10 protein-coding genes are annotated in these 12503 nt (G+C 55.7%); 5 read left to right on the forward strand and 5 right to left on the reverse strand.

Annotated elements, in window-relative coordinates:
- The first annotated feature begins 68 nt into the window (after positions 1-68).
- The 3 genes from AACL53_RS13545 (at position 69) to AACL53_RS13555 (ending at position 4172) form a co-directional block, all read left to right on the forward strand.
- A complete protein-coding gene (locus tag AACL53_RS13545; protein ID WP_339085052.1) occupies positions 69-1310 on the forward strand; it encodes a glycosyltransferase family 4 protein in 1242 nt (413 codons plus the stop codon).
- Positions 1307-2587 carry an acyltransferase gene (locus AACL53_RS13550; RefSeq protein WP_339085053.1) on the forward strand — a complete coding sequence of 427 codons (1281 nt, stop codon included), beginning with the start codon at positions 1307-1309 and terminating at the stop codon, positions 2585-2587. Before AACL53_RS13545 ends, AACL53_RS13550 begins: the two co-directional genes overlap by 4 nt.
- Positions 2588-3005: 418 nt before the next feature.
- Positions 3006-4172 (forward strand): O-antigen ligase family protein, encoded by a 1167-nt coding sequence (locus AACL53_RS13555; protein ID WP_339085054.1) that lies wholly within the window; start codon positions 3006-3008, stop codon positions 4170-4172.
- A gap of 5 nt (positions 4173-4177) precedes the next feature.
- Here the strand turns inward: AACL53_RS13555 and AACL53_RS13560 are convergent, their stop codons facing one another.
- The 4 genes from AACL53_RS13560 to AACL53_RS13575 form a co-directional block, all read right to left on the reverse strand.
- Positions 4178-5659, reverse strand: a complete 1482-nt coding sequence (locus AACL53_RS13560) for a right-handed parallel beta-helix repeat-containing protein (protein WP_339085055.1) — start codon at positions 5657-5659, stop codon at positions 4178-4180.
- Between the two features lie 323 nt (positions 5660-5982).
- Positions 5983-6846 (reverse strand): DUF6492 family protein, encoded by an 864-nt coding sequence (locus AACL53_RS13565; protein WP_339085056.1) that lies wholly within the window; start codon positions 6844-6846, stop codon positions 5983-5985.
- A 104-nt stretch (positions 6847-6950) separates the two neighbouring features.
- Positions 6951-7700, reverse strand: a complete 750-nt coding sequence (locus AACL53_RS13570) for a WecB/TagA/CpsF family glycosyltransferase (RefSeq protein ID WP_339085057.1) — start codon at positions 7698-7700, stop codon at positions 6951-6953.
- The gene (locus tag AACL53_RS13575; protein WP_339085058.1) at positions 7697-8680 is read right to left on the reverse strand and encodes a glycosyltransferase family A protein; all 984 of its coding nucleotides are present in this window, start codon (positions 8678-8680) and stop codon (positions 7697-7699) included. The genes AACL53_RS13570 and AACL53_RS13575 overlap by 4 nt, the downstream gene beginning before the upstream one ends.
- Positions 8681-9073: 393 nt before the next feature.
- On the opposite strand from AACL53_RS13575, the gene AACL53_RS13580 reads away from it, so the two are divergent.
- A complete protein-coding gene (locus tag AACL53_RS13580) occupies positions 9074-10120 on the forward strand; it encodes an NAD(P)-dependent oxidoreductase (protein WP_339085060.1) in 1047 nt (348 codons plus the stop codon).
- A gap of 118 nt (positions 10121-10238) precedes the next feature.
- Entirely contained in the window at positions 10239-11741 is a 1503-nt protein-coding gene (locus AACL53_RS13585) for a lipopolysaccharide biosynthesis protein (RefSeq protein WP_339085062.1), read from the forward strand.
- 108 nt (positions 11742-11849) lie between these two features.
- On the opposite strand, the gene AACL53_RS13590 is transcribed toward AACL53_RS13585, so the two are convergent.
- A complete protein-coding gene (locus tag AACL53_RS13590) occupies positions 11850-12503 on the reverse strand; it encodes a PIG-L deacetylase family protein (RefSeq protein WP_339085063.1) in 654 nt (217 codons plus the stop codon).

A 12503-nucleotide genomic window follows, 5' to 3' on the forward strand; every position in this document is an offset into this window, starting at 1 on the left:
GAGTGAGTGGCTTGCCAATTTCAAAATGGCACGTCGCGTGCTCCGAACCTCCGTGGCCGGCTCTAAAGATGACAGAACAACGACTGAATATTCTCCATGTCTCGCAGATGCCGGCCAGCCCTCCGCGTTTTGGCGCCCAGGCTCGGATCCACGGGCTGTTGACCGAATTGGCGCGACATCACGATGTCACGGCAGTCAGCCTGGTCGACGATGGCTTCAATATCGATGAATGCCGGCAGGCAATGGAATCCTATTGCCGGAAGGTTTATCTGCTGCCGAACCCCAATAGTGCGAATGGCGTCAAAAAGCGGCTGAAGCAGCTAGGTTCACTGACGTCGCCACTTAGCTTCGAGCGTCTTATTGGTACCGTTCCTGCACTGCAGGATACGTTGGACCGGGTCTTGCGAACAACGCGCTTCGATATCGTGAACCTTGAGTTCACATTTCTGGGTCATTGCAATTTGCGCCAAGCGCCGCCGGGGGGGAAAAAGCCTTTGATATTCGTGGATTCCCATAACATCGACTATGAACTCGCCCGACAATATGCGAGGTGCTCGGGCAGCTTGGTGCGACGTCTCTATGCCGAAGTGAATTGGCGTAAACTACGGCGAGAAGAGTTGCAGACCTACGCCGACGCCGACGGTGTCTATCTTTGCAGCACAAATGACGAGCGGCGGCTCCTCGATGAAGTCCCGGGCATTCGCACCGCCGTGATCCCCAACGCCGCAGATGTCGAATACTATCAGCCAAGTCCAGGAGATCCCACGCCCGATGGTCGTACGGTAGTATTTTTCGGCCTTCTTTCATACGTCCCAAATATTGATGGCGTCACCTATTTCCTCCGGGATATCTGGCCACGCATCGCCGCGGCACATCCGAATTCACGCTTAAAGGTCATCGGCGGCAATCCGCACCCTTCACTGCGAGCCTTTGCCGGACCGCAGATTGAGTTCACAGGATTCGTGCCAGATCTTCGCCCCCATCTTGCTGAGGCTGCGGCGGTAGTCGTGCCGCTGCGCCTCGGGGGCGGGACACGATTGAAGATCGTCGAGGGCATGGCGATGGGGAAGGCAATAGTGTCCACCACGTTGGGCGCCGAAGGTATTGAGGCCGTTGACGGCCGGGACATTCTCATAGCTGATACCCCCGCGGCGTTCGCGGACTCGGTGAACCGGCTGCTGGCTGATTCCGCCTTAGCGGCGCACATCGGCAAATCGGCCAGGCGGCTTGCGGTCCAACGCTATTCATGGCGCGAGGCGGCCAGTGCGCTCGATCGCTTCTATCGTCGGATCCCGGGGAATGATCCATGACGGCCATATCCAATGCTGGAGGAAAGAGGGAGGATAGCGCGAGATCCCCATTCGTAACTCCCAAGGAACTCATGGGTCATTTGCCAGGACTTGACGGCATCCGCGGCTTTGCTGTGCTCCTCGTGATGGCTGCCCATTTCGTGGGAGGAGCTCCCGCCGTCACTGACTGGCAAAAAATTGTCGTCGAGGTGGCCACTCGCGGTTGGATGGGCGTCGACCTATTTTTTGTCTTGTCCGGGTTCCTGATTACGGGGATCTTGATCGAGGCCAAAGGTAGCCCCAACTACTTCCGCAACTTTTATGCCCGCCGGACCCTGCGCATATTCCCTCTCTACTACTTCGTTCTTGTTTGCCTTTTTTTGATCCTTCCTCAATTCGCGACGCTTTCACCGCTCTTGGAATCGGCGCGGACGCATCAGATCTGGTTGTGGACGTATACGTCGAACTTTTATATCGCGACGACGTCGTCCTGGGTCTCGCTGAATTACGTCAGCCACTTCTGGTCGCTCGCCATAGAAGAGCAATTTTATCTGCTTTGGCCTTTGGTTGTATTTTTCTCTTCCCGGCTCACCCTCGAGCGCATTTGCCTTGGCGCCCTCGTCTTCGCACTCGGCTTGCGAATAGCGCTCGCATTTGCCGGCCTCAGTGAACTCTCAATTTCTGTTTTGACCCCCTGCAGAATTGATACGCTATGCTTGGGGGCCTTCATTGCTTTGCGCATCCGCCGACCCGGTGTCTTGTCAGCATGGGTCGAGAAGGCCGGGCTTGCTGCGGTCATCTTCGGAGCAGCTTTTGTCGTCGTGGTGGCAATGTATTCGCTCGCCCCGTCCACGTCGCGCGTTCTGCATCAATTGCGCAATTCGCTCGACGCCTTCTTTTTCGCGGCTTTGATTTTGGTCGCCCTGAAGCCGCCGTCCAACGTGATTGCAAGGATATTTCAAGGCCGGGTACTGGGATTCTTCGGAAAGTACAGCTACGGCCTCTATGTCTATCATGCCCTTTTGTCATGGTACCTGTATGAGGCAGCCGTCGACGAGAAACTCGACGCGCTGCTCGGCAACCACACGCTCGCTATGGTGGCTCGCGTCGTCATTGGCGTAGGTGTCTCGATCCTGATTTCTATGCTCAGCTACAATCTCTTCGAACGAAGGTTCCTCGCGCTCAAGCGGTACTTCGACGACACACCTTCCAGCGGTGTGTTCGATGGCCGGAGCACTGCATCGACGGTGCAAGTGGGGGTATCCTCTGCATTTCAGTCGGGATTAGATAAGTCGTAGCGAATTGCGACATCAACCGACTGGTGGCATCAACAATGCAGTTCGGCATGAACGATTTCACCCGACATCAGTAACGATAGGCTCACGTTAATGTCGATCATAGATAACTGGAAATGCTATAGCACAACCTCACCTGCAGGCTGGTTCGGACCCATCCTCTCCTGTTGTTGACGGCGTTGTGTGCCCGCAACGTTAAGCGCACGAGAGAGCCGATACGCTCACCTCAGAGAAAGACCGAATGTCAAAAGCCGCGACGCGTTTTGTGCCATCCCATCGGTCTCGATCCAAGAGCGAAGCGTTTGCCATAATACCAATCGTGGTCTTTGCTTACGCCATAATAGTAGAGCCTCTCCTCGGTTTCCTTTCAAGCCCCACCAATGCCATCGGCTTATCAGGCGCTGCCGCAGTCGAGGCCCTCATGAGGCCGAGGATTGAGAATAAAATCTTCTGGCCGGTGATCACGGCAATTACCGTATATTACGTCGCCAAGAATTTGCCTCGACTTAAGAACCTTCCGCCTCACATCATTCTTCTGCTGATATACTTGGCCTACGCCGGAACAAGCGTGCTGTGGGCCTTCAATCCGGGGCTGACGCTGACGCGGTTTGTACTTCAATCGATGATCGTAACGTGCATCGTTCTGCCGATCATTATGGCGGATAAGAATGCAGATGTAATTCCTGGCATTTTCGGATGCTTCGCGTGCGCGGTGATCTTGAATCTTCCCATCGTGCTCTCCCAGACCCCAATCATCTACGACACCTGGAAAGGCCCGGAGATCATCGGGTATCCTGGATATTTTTCATTCAAGGGCGAGCTGGGAGAATGCGCTGCGGTTGCTTTTTTGTTGTCACTTCACGAGCTGTTTTACCGCGGACGACGGCGCGTGATCGGATTGATCGTTCTCGTTATTTCCGTCTACCTCGCAATCGAGAGCAAGTCTAAGGGCTCTCTTGGCATGGCCATTATTTCCCCGACGCTAGCGTTGGCAGTCCTGTTTATTGGAAGGCTGATACGCACCTCGCCCGCGCTCACTTTGCTGCCCATCCCCCTCACCTATTACGTGATGTCAAAAGTATACGGCAACATTCTCAACCGGATATCTTGGTACGCCCTCGGAAACTATGATCTGTCAGGACGCGCATATATCTGGAATTTCGTCCAGTATGAGATTTCGAAGAAGCCCATCTTGGGATGGGGATATCAATCATTCTGGCTCGTTGGGCCGAATGGGCCCAGCGTTTTGGAAGCACCAGGCTGGATCAAAGGTATGCCGTCGGGCCACAGCGGCTATTTGGATACAATGCTTGAGCTGGGCTACGTCGGATGGATGCTGCTTGTAGCTTTCATATTTGCGACGCTGCACGCCATAGGGCGGGTCGCGGAGCGCAACTTACTTCGTGCATGGCTGCTGCTCACTCTTGCACTCTTCGTTATCCTCTCGAATTTCCTTGAAAGCATATGGATGCGCGGACAAGGCACTTTGTGGGTCACATTTTTGGTCGTTGTCGCTGACGCCGGCCGGTATTGGAGACGTGCTCCTTCCGTTTCGAGGCACCCTCAGCGGGCAGTGACGCGTGTGTGATCCGCTCAATCCGCCCGCGACGCTTTTTCACCGCAGGCGCTTGGATTGCCGTCGAAACGTGCGCGCGCAGGAAGCACTTTAATTTTCGTATCGCCGAGTGGATCGATCCAGGGCCAAGCGCAATTCCCGAAGAATGCTGGCTTGCTCTTCAGGTAGAGTGAGCTTGGAATTTCTTGGGCTGGACGATCCCATTTCACAGTGTTGGTCGCGTAGTCAAAGTTACCGTCACGGATTGTCGTAGTGACTACCTTCGGATCGTAAGTCTTTATTTCGGGCGCCCCGGTGCTATCCGGCGCACCCAAAGTGTACATCGCCACCGCATGCCGATCGCCGAAAGGATAGGTGTCCTCGTACACGAAGCTCGAATATGGTTTGGGGCTCATGCCCGCGTATCCGATCACGTTGCCAATCAACGAATACCAATAGTGGTGAGCGGCTACCCAAACACCATAGCGATTGTCCTTGTCCCGGGCGAACCCGAGCTTGGAGACGTCTCGCCTGAGCGTCGTTGCGTGATTTCGGAAGTATGTAATGTAAATCGCATTGCCCCAGCGCCCATCTGAAGAAAGGTTGAACGCTTCGTTGCCCTCGAACAGCACATGATGCGAAGTCGTCATATGCGATGCGTTGAGACCATTCTCTTGCATCGTCGCGTACCCCGCTCCGAACCCGTCTTCCAAATAGTTGTAGGCAATAACGTTTCCACCTCCCGCGGCGCGCATCAGGAAAACTTTATTGAACGACCAGGAAATGTTGTTCTCGACGAGATTGTCGGAAGACCCAAGGCTGACGTCGATGCCGTAGCCCGCGCCGCCGGGATTGGGATCCTTCGTTTCGTGAAAATAGGAATCTCGGATCACACATCGAAAAGACCTGTACACATGAACACTCGCGCCTATTGAATGTTGTGACTCCACGTTTTTCAGCCAGCTGTAAGCAGCGAGCTCCATGAAGAAGTTTCCCCCGCCGTCGCCGCCTTCTCCGCCAAATACCTTCAGATCCTCGACACCGGCATTTTTTACGGCCGGCGCCTCAAAAGTCGTCAACTGCGCGGTGCGGGACGTTTCGAACGTAATGTGAAAGGGCGTGGTGAATGTTAGCGTTTTGTCGTTGATGCCAGCAATTTCCATCACCTGCGTAAGTGGCCGATCGGTACGAGAAAACCAGCCCTTGCAATTCTCATCGCAGTCGGCAGCCCAGTATGTCAGAGCCGGATCAGTGAGTGCGTCGATCAATACGATCTGACCAACGGAAAGACCCACGGTAGACTCGACGGTCACCGAATACGTTTCTTTGACCGCATCGGTCGTCAAGTTCGTCGATCTAAGGGGTTTGACCCACCGCACTCCAATTACGACAACAGCTTGATTGTTGCCGTCCGGCGCCTCGAGAACCGTCTGCGTCGGCCCTGCTCCACGCAGCGTGATGCCTTTGTTAACTCGGATCGGCCCCGAGCTGATTTTGAAGGTTCCCGCTGACAACTGCACAACTTGTCCCTCCGGACACCGAGCAATTTCTGCCTGTATCCCGGCCCTCGCGTCCGCTGATCCATTTCCGAATGTGGACGCCTCTACTTTGGCGCAAATGGTAGAACGATCCGGAATCCCGCCAGGAATGCCTGGATTCCACAGAGTATCGCGTTGCGGCGGCAGCAGCTGTGCGCCGACCGATGACGGCGTGAGCGCAGCGAGTAGTGCGAAAAAAACAGCACCCACATTTCGCATCACGAGAATTTCCTTGAGACCGTGCCGCCATACGAAAATTTTCATCCGATGGCTGCGTGCTTCAACTGCGGTCATATTGGTGTGACCTATGATGCGCGCAAAGGGGCGAAGGCAGCATTTCGAACCGCCTCTGGAGTTCGCGATTTTGCCGATATCATCGCCGCAACGTCGGTCGGTTGGACGCGGCTCAGGAATTCTCGCGCACCCTCCTGATCGAGCGGAGTGGGCTCCCAGTAAGCGCGGCACAGGGAATCGTCGGATACGAACGTCCTAGCTTGCGCGCCGATCACTTCGTCTACGAACACTCCGTAGAGGGTCCATTCTGAAAAGTGCAGCTGTCCGGCAACAGACGAGAACCAGGGCCGCCCTGTTCTTTCAGAAATGCGGGAGAGCATTTGTCGAACGAACACCGGATTCCAGGCAAGCAGCGAGGACACGTAATTTGTAAATGGGGGCTCAGCCGGCGGCAGTCCCAAGAGTGAACGCGCCACCGTATGCCAAATCATGTGACGCGGCAGCCTTTCGTCTACGCCGCCCTCCTCGCGATAGAACCGGACTGTGCCATCGCGACTGAATGTTTCTGGTTCAAATGGCCGTATAAACTCGACATCTGAATCGACGAGAAGGGCTACATCATCGGTGCATTCCGCGACAGCCGCCAACTTGATCACCTGCTGCAAAATCCATCCGCGCACGGGAGGGAAAGGACGGCGAAGGTTGAGCGTGTACTTCGTGAAGGGCATCCGAATGAAAGATGAGGGCAAGAATTCGGACTCGGAGCGGATGTGCGTTCGCGGGCCGCCCAGGGCGCGGAACTGTTCGCGATCGGCGTCCGGGACAATTATATGATGGTGGACGGTGTCGGGCGTGTAGCGAAGAACCGATCTGTGCAGGTCTGCACACATTTCAAAATCGGGAGCGAAGCTCGGCGTGAAAATTGCCATTCGCATTTAGGATCTCCTGCACTTCGATTCCTGCAGTCGGGCGTGGATGGGTTCGTCTGACGAACTTTCCCGAATCCATAAGCGCCGCGCCGACGACTCTTTACCCTGGATCACGAACGAGCCCTGGCATCCATCACGTGTGCGATTAGCAACGGGAAGATTCGAGGACATTCGATCAGATATCGACGCGCGAGACGTTTCGGATCGGACAGCAGGCGGTGAAGCCACTCCAGGCCAAGTCGCTGAACCCATTGCGGCGCACGCCGCTGCTTCTGGGTCAGAAAATCGATCGATGCGCCGATACAAAGACCGACGCCGGTCACATCTCCGCACTCATAGAGACGTTGAGCCAATTTTTCTTGTTGCGGCATTCCAACGGCCAGGAACACTAGGTCGGCGCCAGTTGTCCGCACGAAGTCGATACATTTCATCACTTCCGCTTCGGCTTTACTGAAACCCATCGGCGGCGTGAAAGAAGCGATTTTAAGCCCCGGAAATCGCTCGGCGAGCGTGTCACAATCAGCTGCGCTCGGTCCGATGATCGCAACTTTCAGGTGCTGTTCGGACGCGCGGGCAACAAGGGCCGCAGTCAGATCGCTCCCCGTAATGACGTCGAGCTTCACCCCACAAATCCGGCCCAAGCGACTGAGTATCCGGCTGTCGCAATACACTCGCCAAGCGGAAGCATATATGGGCTTTAACCCGTTTCCCTCGTGCAGCTGAACAACGTGGTGCACGTTCGGGGTCACGATGAATCTAAAGGGCTCCTTAGTGACCTTCAGAATTTCATCGATCGCACTATCAATGCATGCACCCTCGAAATCAATTCCGAGAAAGTGCGTTCTGCCGTCTGGCATCATCCCCCGACCCGGTGCGCCTTTCCAGCGTTCTGCATATCCTCGACATCAGCGTGATTGGCGCGCCAGATCCAACCCCGCTCGGCATTGACGCGCGCCGTTGCATTCGCCTTGCCCAGTCGCAAGCAGGAATGCTGGTAGGAGCGGAGAAAATTTCTGAACTCGTGATCGTCGTAGCGCGGGAGTCGTCTGAGCGCGCTTCTGAGATAGCCCCAAAGCATCGCCACGCTGCCCACAAGCATCGGATACGCAGGCAAACGATAAACAGCGACCGCCAGGTAGTACACCGGGGAAGTGCCCATAAAGTACTGGCCAAAGCCGTGACGAAGCCGTCCCGTCCAAATTCCTTTCTCGCTTGAACCCATCGGCCGCAGGTGGATGAAACGGATCGCCTCCAAATCACGGCTCTCAGCAATCCAACCGAGCATGCGAGCGCGGTGGCAGTCGATGCCGTCCCACATTACCTGCCGCACGAACCCGCCGATCTCCTTGAAACACGAGACGCGGTAAAACTTCGACATCCCGACCGACATCTCGTCGCCACAGATCTCCGGCACCAGTGCACCGCTCTGAGGATGAACGTACCAAGGTTTTCCCGACGTCGTACCGATTCGCGGGTCGCTCTCCATGCGCTGCATGAGCAGTTCGAAATACTGGACCGGCAAGTCCAGATCCATGTCGAGCTTGCACAGATAATCAAAATCTTCGAGACGCACCGCTTCGAGCCCAGCGTAGAAAGCGTCGACTACGCCTGGCCCAACCTGCCGGCGGCCGCGGTCAACGCGCCGCACGACCTTCAGATAGGGCAGCCTACGTTCGTACTCCTCCAAGATGGCTGGCGTTTCATCGGTCGATCCGTCATCCACCACAACCCATAGTGCGGGAGGGATTGATTGGGCTGACACGCTCTCAAGCGTCCGCCGAAGGTACTTCGCCTCATCCCGACATGGGGAAATGAGCAGGTAACGTCGCGAGCTGTCCATGATGAAAAAGGCTCGTTGAATTTATTGGACGCGAGATTACAGTTGGTTGCACTAATTTGATACGCGAAGTTTTCTGAATGGTTATTTGCACTTATCGCGGATATTTTATTCCACTCGATGATGCTGTTTTGCATCTGCACCCGGATAGACAGAACACGTCAAATTATATGACGGCTTTCCGTTCACCTGCCGGACGTCGGGGGGGGCTAGTGCAAATCGGCCATCAATGATGATCGGAAGCCACCATTATTTTTTCCATTAGCCGCTCACAATTTTCTCGCCCATGTCGCTCAAACATATAGGGAATTATTAAATCGCCGAGAATATTGTGGCGGCGACTTGTCGGGTGGCGCGGCGCTTGCAGGGGTGGGCCTGAGATCTTGGAGTGATCGCATGAAAGTCTTCTTGACGGGCCATCGGGGCTATATCGGCACAGTCATGACGCCGGCCCTCATTGCTGCCGGCCACAGTGTTACGGGTTGCGACAGCGATCTTTATGAACGGTGCACATTCGCCCACGGCGGCGAGATCGTCGACATTCCGACGATCCGCAAGGATATTCGCGATCTCGAGCGCAGCGATCTCGCCGGGTTCGACGCTGTCATTCACCTCGCGGCGCTTTCCAACGATCCGCTAAGCGATCTCAACCGCGAAACGACATATGCAATCAATCATCGCGGAAGCGTGCATATTGCCGAGGTTGCGAAAAGCGCGGGCGTCGGCCGCTTTGTAATGGCCTCCTCATGTAGCAATTACGGATTGGCCGGCGACAATTTCGTCGACGAGACGGCCGCCCTCAACCCCGTTACCGCCTATGGAGAATCGAAGGTCTGGTCGGAGCGCGATATCTCGAAACTCGCCAGCGGCGATTTCAGCCCGACGTTCTTGCGCCCGGCCACGGCATACGGGCTTTCGCCAAGAATGCGTTTCGACATCGTCCTCAACAATCTCGTCGCATGGGCAGTGACGAAAGGGCTGATCTATCTGAAATCCGACGGCACTCCCTGGCGCCCGATCGTACATATCGAAGATATTTCGCAGGCCTTTGTCGCTGCGCTGGCGGCGCCGACCGAGAAAATTTTCAACCAGGCATTCAATGTCGGCAGCACGTCCGAGAATTACAGGATCAGTGAGATCGCAAGTATCGTCGCCGAAGTCGTTCCCGATTGCCGCGTCGAATACGCTACCGATGCCGGTCCCGACAAGCGCTGCTATCGTGTGAACTTCGATAAGATCTCTCGCGCTCTGCCCGACTTCAAGCCGCGCTGGACCGCGCGAGCCGGCGCGCAACAAGTTTATGATGCGTTCCGATCCTCGGGCCTCACTCTGGAAGAGTTCGAGGGGCCCCGATACCAGCGCATCAGTCACATCAAAAAGCTATTGGCCGACGGGATTATCGACGCCTCGCTTCGCCATACTGCTGCTGCCGCCGCTGAATAGGCTCCAGTGATGTGCTGACTACAATTGATGCGCGTTCACAACGGTGGACACCATTCCAAATAGGACATAATCCGCATGCTCGTTGCTCTGCGACTTGTCAATTGGCGTCGTCAGCGACATGAATAAGTATTTCCAGGAGAACAAACCCATTGCGGGGCTCGGCCGGGCATCTCTGCATAGCGGCGTGATCGTGCTTGCTGCGAAGTGCGTGGGTGTTGTCTCGCAAGTCGTGTCGATGATTGTACTGGCGCGCTTGCTCAGTCCTAATGACGTGGGTCTGACAGCAACGATTTTTGCGCTGATCGCCTTTGGTCCGTCGCTTGTCGATTTGGGCACCTCCGAAGCAACAAGTCAGAAGACCCACATTACTGAGGCCGAGGTTTCATCTCTTTTCTGGCTCAACGTCGCGATCGGTGTCGCGCTGACGGCCGTCTTTGCCGCCTCCAGTGGACTTATCGCAAGCTTTTATGGTGAACCGGCGCTCGGAGGCATCGCGCTTGCCGCATCCTTGACATTCGTTGCTGCCGGCTTCTCAACGCAGCATTCGGCTTTGCTGCGGCGAGCGATGCAATTCCGCAGCCTCGCCGTTGTCGATATCTGCTCTAATCTGATCAGCAGCGTTCTCGGCATCGTCATGGCACTGACGGGATGGGGCTATTGGGCTCTCGTGGCAAAGAACGTCTTGGCGCCTCTGTTGAACCTTGTCGGCGTCTGGATAAGCTGCCCGTGGGTGCCTGGACGTCCGCGACTTTCGAAAGAAGCAAAAGAATCAGTACGATTTGGCTTGGGCGTTGCCGGCTTCACCATGACCGATAGCATCGCGCAATCGGCAGATAGGCTCGCGATCGGCTATTTCCTCGGACCGGGTGCGCTCGGCTACTATCAGAACGCGTATCTTTTCTACACGAACCTTCTAAGTCTGCTCGTGTCGCCTTTGCATAACATCGCCGTATCGAGCTTAAGCAAACTCAAAAACAACTTGGACGACTTCCGGCGATCCTGGAGCGTCGCGTTGTCGACTCTCAGCTTTGTATCTGCTCTGGCTTTTGCATTACTCGCTGTAACCGGTTCGGACCTTATCGTGATGCTGCTTGGAGAGAAATGGGCCGCAGCGGGACCTCTGCTCTGCATCTTTTCTGTCAGAGGCATTGCACAGGCGGTTGAACGGACACTCGGGTGGCTTCACGTCCCAACGGGGCGCTCCGATCGATGGATGCGATGGGGATTTTTCAACGCCATTTTCCAAGTTTTGGCAGTGGCTGGCGGCCTTCCCTTTGGACTCATCGGAGTGACGGTTGCCGGCGCAATTGCAGCCTATATCCTGTTCTTGCCTGCTTTGGTTTATGCTGGGCGTCCAGCCGGGATTAGCACCAATGATGTTGTAGCGGCGGTCGGCCCCCAAACCGTTGCCGGACTGATCACTATCGCATTTGGACTTGTCGTCCGGGAGGCCTTCCTTGGAGATGTCAGCCCGATCACAAGATTCTTCGTCTCTTTATTCGGCTGTACGTTTGTATATCTGACCGTGGTGATGGTCGTTTTCAAAGTGACGAGACCAGTGCAGCTGGGTCTCTCCGTTCTGCGGGATTTCAACCCCATGCGATTGCTACGTAGCTCCTAACCTTCAAGCCGAGGCGGCTTAGCGAGTGTCTGATTGGCTCTGCAGGAGTGCGCAGTCGCTTTGATTTCGCGACCAGAATTTCCGAGGCTCGCGAGCGTGTCGACGCGCTCAGGCGACGGCTATTTTACGCGCGAAGAAACCTTCCGCGTAACGCTCATTTGCCCGGCATTCCATTCCCCGCAGTCGCGCGAGACCGCGGAACGTCTCGTCATCGAACCAATGCTTTGAACGTTGCGTACCGAAATGCTTGATGAGCAATTCGATCTTACGCTCCAGGCAACGTTCTGCGACCGGAACGTAAAGGTTCGGCTGGCCTAGATCGCCATCCCACTTTGGAATTTCGTATTCGAGTATCAGGTGATCTCGAAACGTATTCCACGTATGCCGGCAGACCTCACGGTGATCCTGATGCGCGTCATCGCGCCGGTGCGTCAAAATAAGGTCCGGGTTGAAACGCTCCTTGAGAGTCTCAAACCATTCCTTGATCTGCTCACCCTGCGTCGGAAAGAACCCATCCTTGAAGGACATCACCTCGACAGTCGCGGATTCGGTGCCTTGCAGGAAAGCGTCCGCGGATCCTCGCGCCTCCGCTTCTCTGTCGCCGATCCCGCTCAAGACGCACCAAAGAATATTGAGCTTCGCGCCCGTCGAAATCCATTGCAGCAGCGTGGCGCCGGCGCCGATTTCAATATCGTCGGAATGCGCACCGAGGCACAGAACAGAGAGCCGTTCGCCTGCGGCCGGAAGCTTGAGCGGAAGCAT

The organism is Hyphomicrobium sp. ghe19 (genome assembly GCF_902712875.1).
Lineage (GTDB): Bacteria > Pseudomonadota > Alphaproteobacteria > Rhizobiales > Hyphomicrobiaceae > Hyphomicrobium_B.

Excerpts from the sequence above, each read along its gene's own strand:
- AACL53_RS13545 (WP_339085052.1), top strand. The coding sequence starts at position 69 with ATGACAGAACAACGACTGAATATTCTCCATGTCTCGCAGATGCCGGCC.
- AACL53_RS13550 (WP_339085053.1), top strand. The coding sequence starts at position 1,307 with ATGACGGCCATATCCAATGCTGGAGGAAAGAGGGAGGATAGCGCGAGA.
- AACL53_RS13555 (WP_339085054.1), top strand. The coding sequence starts at position 3,006 with ATGAGGCCGAGGATTGAGAATAAAATCTTCTGGCCGGTGATCACGGCA.
- AACL53_RS13565 (WP_339085056.1), bottom strand. The coding sequence starts at position 6,846 with ATGCGAATGGCAATTTTCACGCCGAGCTTCGCTCCCGATTTTGAAATG.
- AACL53_RS13570 (WP_339085057.1), bottom strand. The coding sequence starts at position 7,700 with ATGATGCCAGACGGCAGAACGCACTTTCTCGGAATTGATTTCGAGGGT.
- AACL53_RS13575 (WP_339085058.1), bottom strand. The coding sequence starts at position 8,680 with ATGGACAGCTCGCGACGTTACCTGCTCATTTCCCCATGTCGGGATGAG.
- AACL53_RS13580 (WP_339085060.1), top strand. The coding sequence starts at position 9,074 with ATGAAAGTCTTCTTGACGGGCCATCGGGGCTATATCGGCACAGTCATG.
- AACL53_RS13585 (WP_339085062.1), top strand. The coding sequence starts at position 10,239 with ATGAATAAGTATTTCCAGGAGAACAAACCCATTGCGGGGCTCGGCCGG.
- AACL53_RS13590 (WP_339085063.1), bottom strand. The coding sequence starts at position 12,503 with ATGCTTCCGCTCAAGCTTCCGGCCGCAGGCGAACGGCTCTCTGTTCTG.